20 protein-coding genes and 2 pseudogenes are annotated in these 18515 nt (G+C 46.8%); 15 read left to right on the top strand and 7 right to left on the bottom strand.

The genetic code is table 11. From position 1 onward, the window contains the following. Positions 1 to 6: 6 nt before the first annotated feature. The 6 genes from FYJ59_RS07545 to FYJ59_RS07570 all read left to right on the top strand — a co-directional run bounded on the left by FYJ59_RS07545 (position 7) and on the right by FYJ59_RS07570 (position 6179). On the top strand, positions 7 to 795 hold the full coding sequence (locus tag FYJ59_RS07545) for a hypothetical protein (protein ID WP_148448263.1): 789 nt from the start codon (positions 7 to 9) through the stop codon (positions 793 to 795). Further along, a complete protein-coding gene (locus FYJ59_RS07550) occupies positions 776 to 1213 on the top strand; it encodes a hypothetical protein (protein ID WP_154496218.1) in 438 nt (145 codons plus the stop codon). Before FYJ59_RS07545 ends, FYJ59_RS07550 begins: the two co-directional genes overlap by 20 nt. Before the next feature lie 374 nt (positions 1214 to 1587). Next, positions 1588 to 3021, top strand: a complete 1434-nt coding sequence (gene proS, locus FYJ59_RS07555) for a proline--tRNA ligase (RefSeq protein ID WP_022154547.1) — start codon at positions 1588 to 1590, stop codon at positions 3019 to 3021. A 143-nt stretch (positions 3022 to 3164) separates the two neighbouring features. Next, positions 3165 to 4031, top strand: a complete 867-nt coding sequence (locus tag FYJ59_RS07560; RefSeq protein WP_235897947.1) for an alpha/beta hydrolase — start codon at positions 3165 to 3167, stop codon at positions 4029 to 4031. An 18-nt stretch (positions 4032 to 4049) separates the two neighbouring features. Further along, positions 4050 to 5156: an alpha/beta hydrolase family protein gene (locus FYJ59_RS07565; protein ID WP_235897948.1), complete on the top strand. Its 1107-nt coding sequence runs from the start codon at positions 4050 to 4052 to the stop codon at positions 5154 to 5156. Between the two features lie 45 nt (positions 5157 to 5201). Then, entirely contained in the window at positions 5202 to 6179 is a 978-nt protein-coding gene (locus FYJ59_RS07570) for a 3'-5' exonuclease (RefSeq protein WP_154496222.1), read from the top strand. 234 nt (positions 6180 to 6413) lie between these two features. Here FYJ59_RS07570 and FYJ59_RS14435 read toward each other — a convergent pair. From FYJ59_RS14435 to FYJ59_RS07595, 5 genes and pseudogenes are all read right to left on the bottom strand, one after another. After that, positions 6414 to 6911, bottom strand: a pseudogene (locus FYJ59_RS14435) (TMEM165/GDT1 family protein); the annotation flags it as partial. Next, positions 6912 to 7913 (bottom strand): calcium/sodium antiporter, encoded by a 1002-nt coding sequence (locus FYJ59_RS07580; protein ID WP_154496224.1) that lies wholly within the window; start codon positions 7911 to 7913, stop codon positions 6912 to 6914. Positions 7914 to 8141: 228 nt separating this feature from the next. Further along, on the bottom strand, positions 8142 to 8825 hold the full coding sequence (locus tag FYJ59_RS07585; RefSeq protein WP_205839487.1) for a hypothetical protein: 684 nt from the start codon (positions 8823 to 8825) through the stop codon (positions 8142 to 8144). 33 nt (positions 8826 to 8858) lie between these two features. Next, positions 8859 to 9035: pseudogene (locus tag FYJ59_RS14440) on the bottom strand (4Fe-4S binding protein); the annotation flags it as partial. A 70-nt stretch (positions 9036 to 9105) separates the two neighbouring features. Next, on the bottom strand, positions 9106 to 9246 hold the full coding sequence (locus FYJ59_RS07595) for a CD1871A family CXXC motif-containing protein (RefSeq protein WP_117465104.1): 141 nt from the start codon (positions 9244 to 9246) through the stop codon (positions 9106 to 9108). A 95-nt stretch (positions 9247 to 9341) separates the two neighbouring features. Here FYJ59_RS07595 and FYJ59_RS07600 point away from each other — a divergent pair, with 95 nt between their 5' ends. The 7 genes from FYJ59_RS07600 (at position 9342) to FYJ59_RS07625 (ending at position 13392) form a co-directional block, all read left to right on the top strand. Then, positions 9342 to 9749 carry a response regulator transcription factor gene (locus FYJ59_RS07600; RefSeq protein ID WP_154496226.1) on the top strand — a complete coding sequence of 136 codons (408 nt, stop codon included), beginning with the start codon at positions 9342 to 9344 and terminating at the stop codon, positions 9747 to 9749. Positions 9750 to 9816: 67 nt separating this feature from the next. Continuing rightward, positions 9817 to 10950 carry a sensor histidine kinase gene (locus FYJ59_RS07605; protein WP_154496228.1) on the top strand — a complete coding sequence of 378 codons (1134 nt, stop codon included), beginning with the start codon at positions 9817 to 9819 and terminating at the stop codon, positions 10948 to 10950. A gap of 35 nt (positions 10951 to 10985) precedes the next feature. Beyond that, positions 10986 to 11600, top strand: coding sequence for a 5' nucleotidase, NT5C type (locus FYJ59_RS07610; protein WP_154496230.1), 615 nt, complete (start codon positions 10986 to 10988; stop codon positions 11598 to 11600). A gap of 3 nt (positions 11601 to 11603) precedes the next feature. Continuing rightward, positions 11604 to 11951: a hypothetical protein gene (locus tag FYJ59_RS07615; protein WP_235897950.1), complete on the top strand. Its 348-nt coding sequence runs from the start codon at positions 11604 to 11606 to the stop codon at positions 11949 to 11951. Positions 11952 to 11957: 6 nt separating this feature from the next. Further along, positions 11958 to 12128 (top strand): glycosyl-4,4'-diaponeurosporenoate acyltransferase CrtO family protein, encoded by a 171-nt coding sequence (locus tag FYJ59_RS14080; protein WP_268878532.1) that lies wholly within the window; start codon positions 11958 to 11960, stop codon positions 12126 to 12128. A gap of 46 nt (positions 12129 to 12174) precedes the next feature. Beyond that, complete coding sequence (locus tag FYJ59_RS07620; RefSeq protein WP_154496232.1) at positions 12175 to 12801, top strand: esterase; 627 nt, start codon at positions 12175 to 12177, stop codon at positions 12799 to 12801. A 30-nt stretch (positions 12802 to 12831) separates the two neighbouring features. Then, positions 12832 to 13392: a hypothetical protein gene (locus FYJ59_RS07625; RefSeq protein ID WP_154496233.1), complete on the top strand. Its 561-nt coding sequence runs from the start codon at positions 12832 to 12834 to the stop codon at positions 13390 to 13392. A gap of 411 nt (positions 13393 to 13803) precedes the next feature. Here the strand turns inward: FYJ59_RS07625 and FYJ59_RS07630 are convergent, their stop codons facing one another. Beyond that, entirely contained in the window at positions 13804 to 15414 is a 1611-nt protein-coding gene (locus FYJ59_RS07630) for a CTP synthase (protein ID WP_118692835.1), read from the bottom strand. A 120-nt stretch (positions 15415 to 15534) separates the two neighbouring features. After that, entirely contained in the window at positions 15535 to 17019 is a 1485-nt protein-coding gene (locus FYJ59_RS07635; protein WP_118692836.1) for a DUF1846 domain-containing protein, read from the bottom strand. Between the two features lie 306 nt (positions 17020 to 17325). Between FYJ59_RS07635 and FYJ59_RS07640 the strand changes: the two genes are divergently transcribed. Together FYJ59_RS07640 and FYJ59_RS07645 are read left to right on the top strand one after the other, a co-directional pair. Next, positions 17326 to 17733, top strand: a complete 408-nt coding sequence (locus FYJ59_RS07640; protein WP_154496235.1) for a hypothetical protein — start codon at positions 17326 to 17328, stop codon at positions 17731 to 17733. 88 nt (positions 17734 to 17821) lie between these two features. Beyond that, positions 17822 to 18382: a carbohydrate ABC transporter permease gene (locus tag FYJ59_RS07645; RefSeq protein WP_154496236.1), complete on the top strand. Its 561-nt coding sequence runs from the start codon at positions 17822 to 17824 to the stop codon at positions 18380 to 18382. Positions 18383 to 18515 lie beyond the last annotated feature (133 nt).

Genomic DNA, 18515 nt, shown 5'->3' on the forward strand with positions numbered 1-18515 from the left:
AAAGCAATGATGAAATGTAAATATTGTGGGGGTAACCTGACACTGGAGCAGGCATATTGTCCGCATTGCGGAAGACCGAATGAAGAAGCCGCACAGCATGTCAAGGACATGGAGCATTACAAGAGCAACTTTGAGGATACCAAAAGCGATGTCTATGAAGTGGCGGAGAAAAATACGGAGATCATGTCACATATGATAATCATCACAGTGCTGGTGATCCTGTGTGTGGTGGTGTTTGTAGTATCTGCCCGTAGCTGGAGCATTCACAGAGGCTTGCTGCAGTTCGATGCAGGGATCCGGCAGGGCAGCTATATGAAACAGATGGAACAATATCTGGAAGATGAGGATTACATAGGCTTATCAGCTTTTTGCGACAGGCATTACATCCGGCCTTATAGCAGTAATAATAGTTATGAAAAATATCAGCTGCTCATGGAAGCCAGCGGAGCGTATCGTTACTTTTATGAAAGTCTGATGAAGGCAGTTACTATCAACTCCGGCAATGTATCCATACTTCCCGGCCTGTATGAAGATATTTCGGATTATTACGAGCAGCTGGAAAGGATTCTGCATCCTGTAGATAATGATTATAGGGCAAAACAATATCGGGAACTGCCGGAGGAGCAGAAGGAAGCCATTCTCCGGATGGAAGAGAATGTGAAGGCACTGCTGCAGACCTATTTTGACATGACACCGGAAGAGGCAGAGAATTTTGGTACGATGTCAAATGCACAAAAAATCTTATTTTTGGAAGAAAAAGGTGAGGTGATGGGTTATGGTAAATCTGAAGAGTAAGCTGAAACAGGCACAGAAGCAGAGAGGCGCGCTGCTTGTGATGAATCTGGTGATCATAGCCCTGTGTCTGGTACTGTTTTTGGGAACCATTCATATGTTCCGGCAATTAAACGACGCCTTTTCCCGTCCTGCGAAGACCAACTGGATGGAGAATAATGTGCACAATGAAAATTATGCCTACTTAGTAGTAAATTATCATGAGGACATGGTGTACGGCGGCTTGCTGTCCGGAACGAAAAAGGAATGCTATGGTGTGGCAAGATATTTTGAGGCGGCGTCCATGTATAAGGCATTTCTTCAGACTGGAGATACCGAACGTGCTGCCAGAGAAAAAGAAAAAATGGATGCGGCATACGAAGAAATGGGCGACTGGAATATCGCAACCGACAGCATCCGGAAAAAATTAGGACTGGAATAGGGAAAGAACCTTGACAAATCCCGGAAGCATGCACTACAATTACTTGCATACGACAATGACGATGAAAAGGATCAGTACGATCGGAAAGCATCCCAGAGAGAGGGGAAGGACACGGTGACGTGCGGCTGGGAACCCCTTATGACAGAGGATCGGAAACCTCCCTTGGAGTCCTGTGCGAGACGCAATGTACCTGGAAGCGGCGAAGCATAGCGTAGAACCGGCGTTAACGGTGACAGAGCAGGATACGTATTTGTATCAATCAGGGTGGTACCGCCGAGTGATCGGTCCCTTTTTCGGGAGCGATGACCCGGCGTTTTTCGTTTCCGTAGATCGTATTAGCAGTTTATTTTCAGAAAAAGAAAAGGAGAGAGAAAATGGCAGACAAGAAAATGGTAGAAGCGATCACTTCCATGGAAGAAGATTTCGCCCAGTGGTATACCGATGTAGTGAAGAAAGCAGAGCTGTGTGATTACACCAGTGTCAAGGGATGTATGGTGATCAAGCCCGCGGGCTATGCGATCTGGGAGCTGATCCAGAAGGAACTGGATGCAAGATTCAAAGCAGTCGGAGTACAGAATGTATATCTTCCCATGTTCATTCCTGAGTCCCTGTTGGACAAGGAGAAGGATCATGTAGAAGGTTTCGCACCCGAAGTAGCATGGGTTACCCAGGGAGGATTAAACGAGCTTCCCGAGAGACTCTGTGTCAGACCTACTTCAGAGACCCTGTTCTGTGATTTCTATAAGAATGACATCCATTCCTACAGAGACCTGCCTAAGGTATACAATCAGTGGTGTTCCGTGGTACGTTGGGAGAAGGAGACCAGACCTTTCCTGCGTTCCAGAGAGTTCCTGTGGCAGGAAGGACATACCGCACATGCTACCGCAGAAGAATCTCAGGAGAGAACTCTACAGATGCTGAATGTATATGCGAAGTTCCTGGAGGAGGTTCTGGCTATCCCCGCGATCAAGGGACAGAAGACCGAGAAGGAGAAATTCGCAGGTGCAATTGCAACCTATACGGTAGAAGCACTGATGCATGACGGCAAGGCACTGCAGTCCGGTACCAGCCATAACTTCGGTGACGGTTTCGCCAAGGCTTTCGGCATCCAGTTCGCAGACAAGGACAATACTTTAAAATATGTACATCAGACCTCCTGGGGTATGACCACCCGTCTGATCGGTGCACTGATCATGGTACATGGTGATAACGAAGGCTTGGTAATCCCTCCCCGTGTGGCACCCATCCAGATCTGCATTGTACCCGTTATGCAGAAAAAGGAAGGCGTTCTCGACAAGGCGTATGAGTTGAGAGATCGCCTGGCGAAAGATTTCCGTGTCAAGGTAGATGACAGCGACAAGACCCCCGGCTTCAAGTTCGCAGAGGCTGAGATGAGAGGTTATCCGATCCGTGTGGAGATCGGTCCTAAGGATATCGAAGCAGGCAAGTGTGTGATCTGCCGCCGTGATACCAGAGAGAAGACCGAGGTGGCTCTGGAGGAGCTGGAGACCAAGGCAGCCGAGATCCTGGAGACCATGCAGAAGGAAATGCTGGAGAGAGCAAGAGCACATCGCGACAGCCATACCTATGTAGCACACAACATGGAAGAGTTCGAGCAGATCTTCAATGAGAAGTCCGGATTCGTCAAGGCTATGTGGTGCGGATGTCGGGAATGTGAAGATCAGATCAAGGAAAAGCTTGCTGTTACCAGCCGCTGCATGCCTTTTGAACAGGAACAGATCGCAGATACCTGCGTATGTTGTGGAAAACCTGCGAAAAAGATGGTATACTGGGGAAGAGCATACTAAGATAATATATAACTATTCAGGGCGAATGGGGTTCTGAATAGTTATGATAATATTAATAAGGCAGATGAAGACGCAGGCCGGTAGTATTGCTACAGGGTCTGCGCCTTATTTTTCAATGATAATGCTCGGAAATGAGGAAAAATATGATCTATAATACATTTGAAATGCATCAGGAGGGATCCCTTCCGGGAGCACATTTAGTTACCTATATTCAGGAGTATTCGGATGCAATGGCAATTAACGACAGACCTCTGATCCTGTTGTGCCCGGGAGGCGGCTATACCAGAACCTCCGACAGAGAGGCAGAACCCATGGCACTGAAATTCCTGGCGATGGGATATCATGCGGCAGTGTTGCGTTATTCCTGCACCCCTGCGGAATATCCTACTTCCTTAAAGGAACTGGCTTACAGCATCAAGTTCCTGCGGGAGCACGCGAAAGAGTGGCACATTGATCCCCACAAGATCGTAGTGGAAGGATGTTCTGCGGGAGGACACCTGGCAGCCAGCCTTGGTGTGTTCTGGGATGAAGACTTCCTGGCAGAGAGCCAGGGACTTTCCGCTTCCGAGCATGAGCTGCTGCGTCCGGACGGACTGCTGTTATGCTATCCGGTCATCACTTCCGGAGAGTTTGCTCACAGAGGATCTTTTGAGAATCTGTTAGGCAGCAGACAGGAAGAACTGGGAGAGAAGCTGTCCCTGGAGAAACAGGTAACAAGTAAAGTGCCGAAGACTTTCATCTGGCATACCTTTGCGGATCAGTCGGTACCGGTGGAAAATTCCCTGCTGTTTGTCAGCGCTCTCCGCAGAGCGGGAGTGCCCACAGAATTCCATATGTATGAAAAGGGTGCCCACGGACTGGCACTGGCGGATAAGCTGACAGAGACCAACGACGGCAGAGCGGTACAGGAGGAATGCACCTCATGGATCCGGCTGGCACACACCTGGCTGGAGAGCCTTTTTGCAGGAGATGTGGAAGACGGACTGCACGCACAGGGCAGAGAATGGTAAGAATAGCAATAAGAGAAAATGAAAACGCAAGGAGCAGTCATGGAACAGGCAGATACGATCATTCAGATCCCACATTTCTACGGAAGTCTGAAGGGAATGCAGGACAAATTTGATAAATATGCAAGGCAGGATGCGTTCACCGGATCCACCAGAGAGGAATGGGAAGCCTGGAAGGAGACTTCCAGAGAGACATTAAAAGATCTCCTGGGGTGGAAATACATGGAGTCCTGTGATCTGGACCCACGCGTGGAAGAAGTCGTGGAGCTGGAGAACGGCATTCGTCAGGAAAAAGTGATCATTCAGGTAGAGCCGGAAGTGTATATGCCTATGTATATACTGATCCCGCCGAAGCAGAGCGAAGAGAAGCAGAAATGTTTTCTTGCCCTTCCGGGGCATCAGGGAGCAGGTAAATTCAGCGTGGCAGGACGCGATGATATTCCCGCGGTAAAACGGATGATTGAATTCTACCATTATGATTACGGCATGCAGCTGGCGAAGCGTGGTTATGTGGCAATCTGCCCGGATTGCAGAGGCTTCGGAGAACGCAGGGATGAGGCATTGCAGAAAGGAACCGATGAGAAATCCTTCCTGACCAGTACCTGTTTTCATTTGGCACACATGGCGGAGCCCTTGGGAGAGACCGTGGCAGGTATGTGCACCTGGGACGCTTCCCGGCTGATCGATTATGTATATGAACGGGGCGAATGGGATACTGATGATTTAGGCGTAGTGGGATTTTCCGGCGGTGGTATGCAGACGCTGTGGATCTCTGCTTTGGATGACCGTGTGAAAAAATGTATCATCAGCGGATATCTTTATGGATATCGTGACGCGTTGTTATTACTCAACGGAAATTGCAGCTGTAATTATGTTCCCCATCTGTGGGAACACTTTGATATGGGAGATATTGCATCGCTCATTGCGCCGAGACCGCTTGCGGTCCAGTCCTGCCGGGATGACCATCTGAACGGTCCCAGAGGATTGGTGAATGTGACGGAGCAGCTAGATATTGTACGGAAGGCTTATAGCCTGTACGGAAAAGAGGAATATCCGATCCACGATGTCAGAGAGGGAGACCACTGCTGGCATGAAGAGGTATTGGATATCGCACTGCCAAGACTGTAAGACATTTATAACCCCTGTTAATAGTTACAAAATATGGAGGAACGTATGGAATATATCGTTCTGGATCTGGAATGGAATCAGAGTAACACCGGCAAAGAGGATGCTGTGGAGAAGCTGCCTTTTGAAATCATAGAGATCGGTGCCATCAAACTGAATAAAGAACGTGTCATGGTCAGCGAATTCAATGAACTGATCAAGCCACAGGTCTACCATGAGATGCACAAGATCACCAGCAAACTGATCCATATTCAGATGCAGGAGCTGGAGCGTGGGAGACCATTCCCGGAGGTCGGAGGAGATTTTGTCAGATGGTGCGGACAGGAGGAGCATCTGTTCTGTACCTGGGGGACGTTAGACCTTACGGAGTTACAGCGGAACATGGCATATTATGAGATGCCGCTTCTGGCACCGGGACCGCTGCCCTATCTGGATGTGCAGAAGCTGTTCGCCATTGCCTATGAGGAGCGCAAGATCCGCAGAAATCTGGAATATGCCATCGATTTTCTGCATATTGAGAAGGACATTCCCTTCCACCGGGCGTTCAGTGATGCCTACTATACGGCAAAGATCCTGATCCGGATCCTGGAGGAGCACCCGGAGGTAGTGGTGAACCTGTCCTACGATACCTTCTGTCCTCCGAAGGAGCGTAGGGACGAGGTTAAAGCGCAGTTTGATACCTATGTAAAATATATTTCCAGGGAATTCAAGGACAAGACAGAAGCCTTCGCAGATAAGGAAGTGGTGTCCAGCAAATGTTATCTCTGCCATCGTAACCTGCGCAAGAAGATCAAATGGTTCAGCGCTAACGGCAGGCATTATTACTGCGTGGCTTATTGCGAGAAGCACGGCTACCTCAAGGGCAAGATCCGGGTACGCAAGGCATATGACGGTGGTGTATATATTGTCAAGACCACGAAGCTGATACCTAAGGAAGAGGCAGAAGCTATCGCCGCCCGCAGAGATCACGCCAGAGAAGTGCGCAAGAGACACAAGCACAGCAAGGCGGGGAATGCCGGGGAATAAGCATAGAATGGGGGAGCCGTTTTTAGTTTGCTCCCCCGTTTTTTTCTCTCTTTTTAAAAACAGGTACACACAGATACCGGCAAAAGCAATCGTTGCAGCGATCAGTATCGGCAATACCGGTATGGAACGGATATTTGTACTGATGAGTTTCAGTCCCTGATACAGTGTGAAGACGCCGAATACAGAGAAGATGGCGAAGGCGAGAGTATTGAGCAGCCCTTCCGGTGTCTTGCTTTTTAACAGATAGCCTAAAAGCATTCCCAGGATGTCTGCTAAAAACAGTCCCAGAGAACAGCCGAGCCATACGATCAGTGCGGAACTCATACCTTCATTGGCACCAAAGGTGATGGCGGTAAGCTGTGTCTTGTCTCCGAGTTCAGCTACGAAAAAGGTACAGAAAACCGCAAGCGGTACGAACCGGATCCTGGATCTGCCGTTGCCCTCCTCTTCCTCGCCATCATCGCCCGCAAGTGTTGATGCGGCAAAATAAAGAAATGCAAGTGCAGCAATGATCTTGATAAGCCAGCCGGGAATGAATTCGCTGACGAGCCCGCCGGCGAGGACAGCCAGACCGTTCAGTACCAGGATTGCGGCAGCGGTTCCCAATATAATATCTCTTAATTTGTATTTCGAAGTAAGGGCGATCAGCATAAGCTGTGTCTTGTCGCCCATCTCTGCGATGAATTCCGTGAGAAATACCTTAAAAAACAATATCATTTGTACGGCCCTCATTTATCTGATTATGATATAAACCGCATATGCTGCGTAAAGAGCCACCATACAGAAGCCTTCGACTCTTCCGATTTTCTTTTTGCTTCCTGCGAAGATCCATACACACACAGTAAATGCGATCAGTACACACAGATCAATGATGTTTTCCGTAATGATGCTGATGGGACTGATGGCGGAAGCGATACCCAGAACCATCAGGATGTTAAATACGTTGGAACCGATGGCATTACCCAGTGCCATATCGACTTCATTTTTTCTGGCTGCAACGATGGAAGTCACAAGCTCCGGAAGAGATGTACCGATGGAAACGATGGTAAGTCCGATCAGCGTCTGCGTCATTCCCAGGTCGCTTGCAATTCTGGATGCAGCATCGACGGTGAGATCTCCGCCGAAGGCGATCGCAGCAGCACCGCCGATAATGAAAATAATGCTAAGCGGCACGGAGATCAGCTTGATCTCTTCATCGGAACCGCCCTCAATTTCTACTTTTTTCCCCTCTTTATTTGCTTTTAAGGCAATTCTGATCATGTAAAAGATATATCCGGCAAACAGACCTATGAATATCACACCATCGAAATGTCCCAGTGTCATTTTGGTCTGATCACCAAGTCCGATAATTCCCAAAAGCAGTAAGAAACCGGCGCAGATCAGGGAAAGGGGGATGTCTCTCCTGATAGTTTCCCGCGCAACCTCTACGGTGGCGATCATTGCACATACGCCGATCACGACCATCAGATTAAAGATATTGGAACCGACGACATTGCTGACCGCAAGTTCATTATTGCCTGCGAGGGAAGCCGATACACTGACCGCTGTCTCAGGAAGAGAGGTTCCCATAGCTACGATTGTAAGTCCGATAATGATAGACGGAACATGCAGTCTCTTCGCTACACTGGAGCTTCCTTCTACGAAAAAGTCCGCACCCTTAATAAGCAGTATAAAACCGATTACAAGGAATACAAGAACAAGGGCAAATGGGGCGTTGTTAATAAGTTTCTCCATGTTTTTCTCCTTTGCGTGATCCATTACAGTGTTGTCAGCCGAAAGCTGTGCGATGATAAGTATCGCCAGAGATAAAAAAGACTCATGTATATCAATTATCAGCCAGTGTGTATTATACACAGACCATTAATAGATATACATGAGTCTCATTATTTAAGATTTGCCAGATTATACTCTATAATTATAATCAGAATGTTGACAAATCACACCTTCGTGCTAACTACTCCCTCATGGAATATTCAATTCTTGATAAATAATATCAAAAAGAATTGTCGGTGTCAACAGGTGAATGAAGAAATCTCGACCCCCAAGGATCGGATCCCCTACGATATTTCCATTTCTATCGACAAGTATGGTTGTAGGAAATGCCATAATATCAGAGGCATATTTACCTGCATCGGAAGCAGAGTCAATGGAAATATTGCGGTACTTTGCACCCTGGCTTTCAAGAACGGCGGCAGCTTCTTTCATGGCAGATTCGGAATTGTTTTCCGGAGCAGCATGATCGGCTGTGGTAGTTCCCTGTTCCAGTTCTGCGATCTGTTCTTCGATTTTCCGTATGGTTTCCATATCGTCCATAAGTGTTTTCAATTCATCATCTGTAAAGGAGTCCTTGTTTGCTTCGACGGTATCAGCCAGATAATCAGCATAATTTGCGCTGGGATCAACACCACTTTTGCTCATCATGCCGAATACCTTGTTCCATACAGCCTCATGATCTGCAAAAATCTGGTTCTCCTGCTGATACAGATCATTTAGTGCAGTGTTGGAGCTGTCTGTGGATACTGTGCCGGTTTCCGTCAGAGACTCATTGGTTTTGTCCGTGCCGGCAGCATCTGTTGTGCCGCAGGCTGTAAGCAATAAAGCTATGCAGAGTGTTAAAATAGTAAGGAATTTTTTGTTTGTTTTCATGATTAAATTCTCCTTTGAGTAATCGTAATAAGATTATTTTCCCATAAACCGGTAGTGGATCGCATCCTTGGGACAAGCCTTTATGCAGGCTCCGCACCGTATGCATTCCGGATGGTCTGGATGCTTGCACACATCCACATCCATTTTACATACCCTTGAACATTTAAATCGGGAGGATCCGATCACCGCCTGGAATGCGCCAATGGGGCACGCTCCCGTGGCAGCAGCCTGTATCCATCCGCGTATCCCGGCTGTCTGCCTTGACAGTGACTTTTTTCTCTTATCCAATTCCGACACACTCCAGACATAATTTTATTGCTTTACCAAGCACGACAGCAGCTTCGCCTCTGACTGCACCGTAGCCGATCATAGTGATCCCGGTGACGAGCAGAACGATCTGAGATATTTTTCTGCACTTCAAGTTATTGTTACTCCTTTCGATCGTGGTATTTATTGACCAGTTGACTTCGCTATTATACAATAATTGTTGTAAAATCTTTGTTAAGGGCGGGGAAGTTGAGATTATTCATTGTTGAGGATGAAAAAGAAATATGTGATACAGTTGCGAAAAGTCTGTATGATGCAGGGGCAAATGATTATATGGAAAAACCATTCCATTTACAGGAGCTTGAGGCACGTGTCAGAAGTCTGACCAGAAGGAAGTTTGTACAGAAGGATGTATGTCTGGAAAGCGGTGAGATAAAGTTTGATACCGTAAGGCGTGAGGCTTATGCAAAAGGAGAAATGGTATCTCTGACAAGAAAAGAAAATGGTATTCTGGAATATCTGCTTCTGAACATGGGCAGACCGGTAAGCCAGAAGGAATTGATGGAGCATGTCTGGGATGCATCTGTGGATAGCTTTAGCGGAGCGATCAGAGTACACATGTCTTCCCTTAGAAAAAAGCTTAAGGCTGTGCTGTGATATGATCCGATTCTGAACAAGGTGGGAGAAGGGTATAAAATACGAGAGGAGTCCGATAGATGAAAAAATGTCGCTGCAGTGGAGACTTACCTGCATCATTACATTATATATAGCGGTGATATGTGGATGCGTGACAATGCTTGTCTATAGAAACGGTGTGTATTATATGGATTCCCTGCAAGAGGCTGTGGATACACGGGGAGATGATCAGCCGGACGACGCGGAGGAAATATATATCAGCATTCCGGAGGACAAGTGGGATGAGTTCGCCAATGACTTTTCTGTCCAGGTCTATAATAAGAAGGCGGATTACAGGAAAAACAGCTTGATCATTTCAGCAGTATTGGCTCTTCTGGGTGGAGTGGCTACCTATTTTATAAGTGGGCATGCACTCAGACCGATCAGAGAGTTTTCTGACAAGATCGAAAAGGTGCAGGCGCAAAATCTGGCAGATTCACGGATAGAAGAAAACCAGGTGAAGGAACTGAACCAGCTTAGCGTTTCGTATAACCGGATGCTGGAACGGCTCTCGGATGCATTTGAGATACAGAGACAATTTACTGCAAATGCAGCCCATGAGCTTCGTACTCCATTAGCCCTGATGCAGGTACAGCTTGATCTGTATCATTCCAACAGACATCCGGACAATGATGCAGACACGGTACAGATGATAAAGATGGTTACCGAACAGAACGACAGACTCAACAAAATGGTAAAGACACTTCTCGACATGAGTGAGCTTCAGACGGTAGGAAGGGATGATGAAATTATCTTAGACGCTCTGGTGGATGAGGTGTTGGAGGATCTGGAACCTCTCGCAGAGGGAAAAAATATAAGACTGATCGGAAAGTGTAAGGATATAACGATGGTCGGAAGTGACATCCTTATTTACCGGCTGGTATACAATCTTGTTGAGAATGCCATAAAATATAATCATTCGTGCGGGCAGGTCACAGTAACCGCAGACCGGAAGGAAAAACATGTATATCTGTCAGTGGAGGATACGGGAGCCGGAATCCCTGAGGAACTTAAGGAGCGCATGTTTGAACCGTTTTTCCGGGTGGATAAATCCAGAAGCCGGGAGCTTGGTGGAGTAGGACTGGGACTTGCACTCGTTCGCGAAATTGTAAGAGTGCATGATGGCAGTATTACGGTGAAGTCCAATCCATCCGGAGGGACGATCTTCGAGGTGGTTTTGTGATAGCGTAATACATAGTCAACAGGAGAAGAGAAGCAATGAAAATCTACATAGATTTTGACGATGTACTATGTGAAACCGCAGAATATTTTACGAAAATTGCAAAAGAATTGTTCGGCATTGATGTCCCTTACCGGCAGGTTCAATTTTTCAATTTGCAGAAATCCTTTGACCTGAATGATGCACAGTATGAAGTCTTAATGAAGGCGGGGCATTTACCGGAAAATTTGTTGCATTATGAGGAGACACCGGGGGCTTCCGAGGTAATCAATAAGTGGGTGGATCAGGGGCATGAGGTTTTTATCATTACCGGAAGGCCGTTCAATTCCTACGAACCATCAAGGCAATGGCTTGATGAACATCATTTGGAAAGAGTTCCCCTGTTCTGCGTAGACAAATACGGGCGCGAAACAGCGAAACAGGATTATAGATATAATATGACATTGGCGGAACTTTACAACATGACCTTTAATTTTGCGGTAGAGGATTCTCCGGCAGCATTTGAGCATGTAATGCATTTTGACAACTGCAGGATAGCCGTGTTCGACCGGCCATGGAACAGCCGGGCAGAGCTTCCCAATGACAGATTTGTGAGATGTAAGGACTGGCAGGAGATTGACTGGTTGCTTGAAATTGGAAAAAACGGAGAATGAGCTATGATAAAATTTTTAAAGGCAGCGCCTGTCGTGTTCCTGATCGGAACCATGGTCACGGGTATTTTATATCAAAAAACGCTTTTAGGAATCTGGCTGACGATTGCCATTACCTGTGGAACCACGGCTTATCATTTTATCATGCGATGGGTGGTTGCATTTATCTACAATTCCATCATGCATAACAGGGCAGATTACAGAAAACACTGGTATCAGGTAAGTAAATCTGAAATGAAATTATATGAAAAGCTGCATGTGAAAAAATGGAAGAATCGCATGCCTACATATAATCCCAGCTTGTTTGATCCGAGACAACACACCTGGGAGGAAATATCGCAGGCGACATGTTAGACGGAACTGGGGCATGAGACGATTGTAGTGCTCAGCTTTGTACCGATTCTGGCAGGCCATTGGCTGGGAGAATATCCGGCATTTATCATTACATCGATCCTTGCGGCCGTGTTTGATATGATGTTTGTGATCATGCAGCGATATAACAGGCAAAGGATTCTGAAACTGATAAAATAGAATGGATACTTGATAGAAAGGATATTTGATAGAGAAAGAGGACGGCATGACTAAATATAAATATGGGAATCCGGAGGCTCCCATTGTTTTGATCCAGCCCGTGGGAGATCATGATCTGCCGGAAATAGAGGGCGAAGTGGCACAGATCCGGAAACTGACAGCATTGGATTTTCAAATGATTGCGGTGAAGGTGGATGACTGGAACCTCGATCTGTCTCCGTGGAAAGCACCAGCGGTATTCGGAAATGAGGACTTTGGCGGGGGCGCAGCCTCGTTGTTAGAAGAAATTTTGCGTTTATGCTCGGATGAAAGTAAAACCTATTATCTTGGAGGATATTCTCTTGCAGGGCTGTTTTCTCTGTGGGCATCTTATCAGACGGATCGATTTGCAGGGATAGCGGCGGCATCGCCCTCGGTGTGGTTCCCCGGGTTTCTGCCCTATATGAAAGAGCAGGAGAATCAGAGCCGGGCAGTTTACTTAAGCCTGGGGGACAAAGAGGAAAAGACCAGAAATCTTGTTATGGCTACTGTGGGTGACTGCATCCGGGAGGCACATGCGTGGCTGCAGCAGTGTGGGATCGGCAGTACGCTGGAATGGAATCCGGGGAATCATTTCAGAGATCCGGGCCTGCGGACCGCGAAGGCATTTGCGTGGGTAATGAAAAATTCATAAATTTTGCTTATTGGTTCGGAGGAGAGGGATATGGTAATGGAAGCTCTGGTATACATATTGACATTATTGTTTGGAGTATCTACCGTTATCATTATAAAAAATAAGAGATATAAGGTTGTACCTTTTATATGTCTGGACATCATCCTGACATTTGCTGGTTTTGCCATCACATCATTTGTTATTTTGTTTGTAGGGAATGAAGCTCTCGAAGCGCTGCTGATTATGAGCGTGTTTGGATTGTTTCTGTTTTTACTGGGTGTGAATGATATCTATGCTGTATTTTGCTGCAATCAGAAGATAGAAGCTATCTATTGCGGATATAACAGCTACCCCGGACGCTATGGGATTACCACTTATGCACCGGTGTTTGAATACGTCTGTAACGGCACGGCTTACCATGAGCAGACCACATTGACAGTACCCTATCGCCTGCTGCGGAGGATGACGGAAGGGAACACTTATCCCATCTATATTCATTCAAAACATCCGGGAGTATGTGTTTTGAAGAGAAGAATCAGGTTCACGACAGTGATTGAATTTGGTTTTGCAATTCTGTTTTTGGTAGTAGCAATTTTGTGGCAGCAATCCTGAAAATGGTACATAGGAACACTCGGAATATGTGGACAATGCCGAATACCGGAGAAACCGGTAAATCAGTAGAAACTCTGAGGTTTGCGGAAATGTTAAGTTCCTTTGCGCAAATTCCCGTAGCCCGCATGGGGCTACTGGTTTCCTTTAAAACAGCCTTAAACTAATGAAAATGGTGGAAAATGAATAGAAAAAAGTTCTATAAAAGAAGCAATTCCTCTGTTTTAGATCTTTTCTGCAATTATGTAGGAAATTATTTACTCCTAAAACAATAATTCCGCTATTTCCTGTTATTCGATGGATTTTAGCGGAATCAGTAAACAGAACGCCCACGGTGGACGGAATGTCATGCCGCGATGTTCCGTTCGCCGCGGGCGTTCGTGGGGGTTACGGCAGCCCTACGTTACGAGCCATTTACTTCCGGTGTTTATTTTCCAGAGCCGCTTCCACGAATCCCTTGAACAACGGATGGGGTCTGTTGGGTCTGGACTTGAGCTCGGGGTGTCCCTGGGTGGCTACGAAGAAGGGATGCTCGGTAAGCTCGCACATCTCCACGATACGTCCGTCAGGGGACAGACCGGACAGACGAAGACCGTGTTCGGTGAGGACGGCACGATAATCGTTGTTAACCTCGTAACGATGACGATGTCTCTCGGAGATGTTCTCCTGTCCGTAGAGCTGATAAGCACGGGAATCCTTATCCAGTACACAAGGGTATGCACCCAGTCTTAAGGTACCGCCGATATCCTCGACACCGTTCTGATCCGGCATCAGAGCGATCACAGGATGTGTGGTGTTAGGATCCAGTTCCACACTGTGTGCATCCGTATACCCAATGACATTTCTTGCATATTCTACGATCGTCAGCTGCATTCCCAGACACAGTCCCAGGAAGGGAACCCCGTGGGTTCTTGCATACTGAATCGCCAGGATCTTGCCTTCGATACCCCGGGAACCGAAGCCGCCGGGTACCAGGACACCGTTGCAGTCACCTAACAGTTCATCCACATTTTCAGGCGTTACCGTCTCGGAGTCGATCCATTTGATATGTACCGTAGCATGATTGGTGATACCGCCATGCTTCAGAGCCTCTACGACACTGATATAGGCATCATGCAGAGAGACATATTTTCCGACCAGAGCGATCTGCACTTCATCGGTGGGATGACGCAGATCCTCTACCATCTTCTTCCAGTCTGCCAGATCCGGTTCCGGACAATCCAGATGCAGACATTCACAGGCCACCTGTGCCAGATGCTCTTTTTCCATAGCTAACGGAGCCTCATACAGATATTCCACATCCAGATTCTGCAATACATGACTCTGAGGTACGTTACAGAACAGAGCAATCTTATCCTTGATGGACTGATCCAGAGGATGCTCACTTCTGCAGACGATGATATCCGGCTGGATGCCCATGCCCTGCAGATCCTTAACACTGGCCTGGGTAGGCTTGGTCTTCAGCTCCTGAGAAGCACTCAGATAAGGAATCAGCGTTACATGGATCAGAATGGCATTGTCATGCCCCACCTCATGCTGGAACTGACGGATGGACTCCAGGAAAGGCTGGCTCTCGATGTCACCTACGGTACCGCCTACCTCGATGATGGCGATACGGGTTTCATCATCTGTAAAGTTGCGGTAAAAGCGGCTCTTGATCTCATTGGTGATATGGGGGATGACCTGTACAGTACCTCCGCCGTAATCACCACGACGCTCCTTCTGCAATACGGACCAGTATACCTTACCGGTGGTAACGTTGGAATTTTTATCCAGATTCTCATCAATAAAACGCTCATAATGTCCCAGATCCAGATCGGTCTCCGTGCCATCCTCCGTGACGAATACTTCGCCGTGCTGTATCGGGTTCATGGTGCCGGGATCAATATTAATATATGGATCGAATTTCTGCATGGTTACTTTGTAACCTCTTGCTTTTAACAGTCTTCCCAGGGAAGCTGCGGTAATTCCTTTTCCCAGACCGGATACGACTCCTCCGGTCACAAACACGTACTTTACAGCCATAATTTTCTCCTCCTTTTGATATACAAAAAACAATTTATAAAATAAAAAGAGCGAGAAACTCCCCTTGGGGAGCGCCTTCGCTCAATAACTGCCATAATTTATAGTAGAATGACAAAATGTTTAGTTGTGATACAGCTTTTGGTTCTGATAATGAGGTTCGCATGTCAGATTCACGCCTAACTTGCGGAAGGTATTCATGTCGATCTGGGACAGGATCACGCTGGAGTGCACTTCGGAACCTTTCAGGTTCTTCAACTGCTCCACAGCAGCCTTCGCGGTATCATCCGTAGCTGCACAGATGGAAAGAGCGATCAGCGTCTCATCTGTATGAAGCCTGGGATTGCGGTTCCCCAGGTAGTTCGTCTTCAGATCCTGGATGGGACCGATGGCGGTAGGTGAGATCAGCTGTACTTCGTCCGGAATGCCTGCCAAAGCTTTCAGGGCATTTAATAATAATGCGGAAGAAGCACCCAGCAGAGTACTGGTCCGCCCGGTGAGGACTCTGCCGTCCGGAAGCTGGATCGCAGCGGCCGGTTCCCCGGTGGTCTCTGCTTTGATATTGGCTGCACTGACTACTGCGCGATCGTCGATGGTGACACCTGCCTGCTTCATCAGAAGCTCAAGCTTTAAGATCTGGTCGTCACCGGCGGTACCCTGGCGCTTCTGGCACAGAGTGTGGTAGTAGCGGCGGATGATTTCCTGTTTGGCGGCGTCGCGGACAGCTTCGTCATCGACAATACCGAAGCCTGCCATATTGACACCCATGTCAGTAGGAGACTTGTAAGGGCAGCTGCCCATGATCTTCTCGAACATAGCGCTGACTACGGGGAAGATCTCCACGTCGCGATTGTAATTGATCGTGGTCTCACCGTAAGCTTCCAGATGGAACGGATCGATCATATTAACATCGTTCAAGTCTGCGGTAGCGGCTTCATAAGCCAGATTCACCGGATGCTTTAACGGAATATTCCAGATCGGGAAAGTCTCATACTTGGCATAACCGGCCTTGATGCCTCTCTTGTATTCGTGATACAGCTGGGAGAGACAGGTAGCCATTTTGCCGCTTCCGGGTCCGGGAGCAGTAACGACTACCAGAGAACGGGATGTTTCAATATAATCATTTTTACCGTAACCCTCATCGCTTACGATGAACGGAATATTGGAAGGATATCCGGGAATGGAATAATGGCGGTATACCTTCATTCCCAGAGACTCCAGTTTTTTCTGATAAGCAATGGCACTGGGCTGCCCGGCAAAGCGGGTCAGACATACACTGCCGACATACAGACCATAGCCGCGGAAAGCATCAATCAGACGTAACACATCCAGATCATAGGTAATGCCAAGATCGGAACGGACTTTATTCTTCTCGATATCTGCTGCATTAATGACGATGACGATTTCGGCCTCGTCCTTTAACTGTGCCAGCATATTAATCTTGCTGTCCGGATGGAAACCGGGCAGAACACGGGAAGCGTGATAATCATCGAACAGCTTGCCGCCGAATTCCAGATACAGCTTGCCGCCGAATTTCGCGATACGCTCCTTGATCTTCTCAGACTGCAGACTGAGGTATTTGTCATTGTCAAAACCTATCTTGTACATTGCTGACACCTTTCTCTATGGATCTTTGCAACTAAAATCCCATGATGTTCTATTATAGTTTAGTGTCTCCCAAAAATCTACTGAAAAGTAAAATTTTTTTTGGAAATCATTATTATATCTAACAATTTTGGGCAAATAATCACATAATGAGCAATTTTAAACAAAGAGCTAACATAGATTGATTATTGTTTTACATGAATGGGAGAAATTCTTTTACAGAATTTTACAAAAATTTACACCTACATGGTATTTACAAAAATTTTTTTGGCTATGATAAAGCACAGATAAAACGTGAGGCGAAAAAGAATGACAGCACAGACAGTAACGACAAAAAACAACAGCAGCATAGCGCAGAACAACAGAAGCCCAATCCTGGGGAAAAGCTCCTTCTGGCAGGTGATCTGGATCACGGTGAAGATGGCGGCAATCAATCTAGTATTCACTTATCTGATTGCTTTATTGTTCGCATTGCCTATGGCAATCGCTTCTTCCCCGGCGGCAGCCATTTTTCTGTTTATCTACCAGCAGAAAAACGGACTTCTGAATGAACTGTTAGGCGGAGCAGAGATCGGGTGGACCACGCAGATGCCCTACGCGCTGTGGGCGGACCTGCCAATGGAACGAAGAATCTGCTTTACTATATTTATGAAAATGCCATTATCAACGGGAGGTTTGAGACAGCATGTGTACAGGCGATGTTTCTGTTTCTGTTAATACTGATTTTAACGGGGGTACAGTTTGCACTGGAGAAAAAGACCGTATTCCATCAATAATAAAAAGAACCGTGCCGGAGATCATCAAGATGCTCTTAGGACTTTTGTTTATTGCCCCACTGCTCATAGGCATCCTATTTTCCTTCCAGAGTGAGCAGGAGCTTGGAACCTATCCGCTGCATTTGCTATCGAATGCTCCGACATTGCAAAATTACCTGGAAGTGATCAAAGCAGTACCGCTTTTCAGTTATCTGCTGAATTCCGGAATTGTATGTCTGGTTTCCGTTACAACACAAATCGTGATAGTCTGTCTGGCAGCCTACGGATTCGTATTTTTTGAATTTCCTCTGAAAAAGCTGCTGTTCAGTCTGGTACTGATGACGACCATGATCCCGGGAGAGGTAGTCGTGATCACGAATTACACAACAATTCAGAGCCTGCATCTGACGAATACTTACGCAGGACTGGTGGTTACTTCACTGATTTCGGGAACGTCTATTTTCCTGATGCGTGAAGGCTCTCATCTGCGGACACCTGCATACAGACCACAAAGATATGCTGTCGGAGAGAATTCCACAGTATGTGTCAAACGAATCCTATTTCGGAGAAGTGACGGTATTTCGGATTCATGGATAAATAGTGTGATATAGCCTGCTTTTCATGCTTTTTTCACATTTGTGCTATTGATTTATCCGCAGGTTATCTCTATAATAAAATAGATTGTAACTATTCAGAGCCATGTAAAACTGCGTTCTGCAAATGGGGCTAAATAGTTACAATAAA

The sequence above is a fragment of the Waltera intestinalis genome, from assembly GCF_009695995.1.
GTDB classification, from domain to species: domain Bacteria; phylum Bacillota; class Clostridia; order Lachnospirales; family Lachnospiraceae; genus Acetatifactor; species Acetatifactor intestinalis.

What these genes read in the sequence shown, in the direction of transcription:
- FYJ59_RS07545 (WP_148448263.1), top strand. Translation starts at nt 7, where the DNA reads ATGATGAAATGTAAATATTGTGGGGGTAACCTGACACTGGAGCAGGCA.
- FYJ59_RS07550 (WP_154496218.1), top strand. Translation starts at nt 776, where the DNA reads ATGGTAAATCTGAAGAGTAAGCTGAAACAGGCACAGAAGCAGAGAGGC.
- proS (WP_022154547.1), top strand. Translation starts at nt 1,588, where the DNA reads ATGGCAGACAAGAAAATGGTAGAAGCGATCACTTCCATGGAAGAAGAT.
- FYJ59_RS07560 (WP_235897947.1), top strand. Translation starts at nt 3,165, where the DNA reads ATGATCTATAATACATTTGAAATGCATCAGGAGGGATCCCTTCCGGGA.
- FYJ59_RS07565 (WP_235897948.1), top strand. Translation starts at nt 4,050, where the DNA reads ATGAAAACGCAAGGAGCAGTCATGGAACAGGCAGATACGATCATTCAG.
- FYJ59_RS07570 (WP_154496222.1), top strand. Translation starts at nt 5,202, where the DNA reads ATGGAATATATCGTTCTGGATCTGGAATGGAATCAGAGTAACACCGGC.
- FYJ59_RS07580 (WP_154496224.1), bottom strand. Translation starts at nt 7,913, where the DNA reads ATGGAGAAACTTATTAACAACGCCCCATTTGCCCTTGTTCTTGTATTC.
- FYJ59_RS07585 (WP_205839487.1), bottom strand. Translation starts at nt 8,825, where the DNA reads ATGAAAACAAACAAAAAATTCCTTACTATTTTAACACTCTGCATAGCT.
- FYJ59_RS07605 (WP_154496228.1), top strand. Translation starts at nt 9,817, where the DNA reads ATGTCGCTGCAGTGGAGACTTACCTGCATCATTACATTATATATAGCG.
- FYJ59_RS07610 (WP_154496230.1), top strand. Translation starts at nt 10,986, where the DNA reads ATGAAAATCTACATAGATTTTGACGATGTACTATGTGAAACCGCAGAA.
- FYJ59_RS07615 (WP_235897950.1), top strand. Translation starts at nt 11,604, where the DNA reads ATGATAAAATTTTTAAAGGCAGCGCCTGTCGTGTTCCTGATCGGAACC.
- FYJ59_RS07620 (WP_154496232.1), top strand. Translation starts at nt 12,175, where the DNA reads ATGACTAAATATAAATATGGGAATCCGGAGGCTCCCATTGTTTTGATC.
- FYJ59_RS07625 (WP_154496233.1), top strand. Translation starts at nt 12,832, where the DNA reads ATGGTAATGGAAGCTCTGGTATACATATTGACATTATTGTTTGGAGTA.
- FYJ59_RS07630 (WP_118692835.1), bottom strand. Translation starts at nt 15,414, where the DNA reads ATGGCTGTAAAGTACGTGTTTGTGACCGGAGGAGTCGTATCCGGTCTG.
- FYJ59_RS07635 (WP_118692836.1), bottom strand. Translation starts at nt 17,019, where the DNA reads ATGTACAAGATAGGTTTTGACAATGACAAATACCTCAGTCTGCAGTCT.
- FYJ59_RS07640 (WP_154496235.1), top strand. Translation starts at nt 17,326, where the DNA reads ATGACAGCACAGACAGTAACGACAAAAAACAACAGCAGCATAGCGCAG.
- FYJ59_RS07645 (WP_154496236.1), top strand. Translation starts at nt 17,822, where the DNA reads ATGCTCTTAGGACTTTTGTTTATTGCCCCACTGCTCATAGGCATCCTA.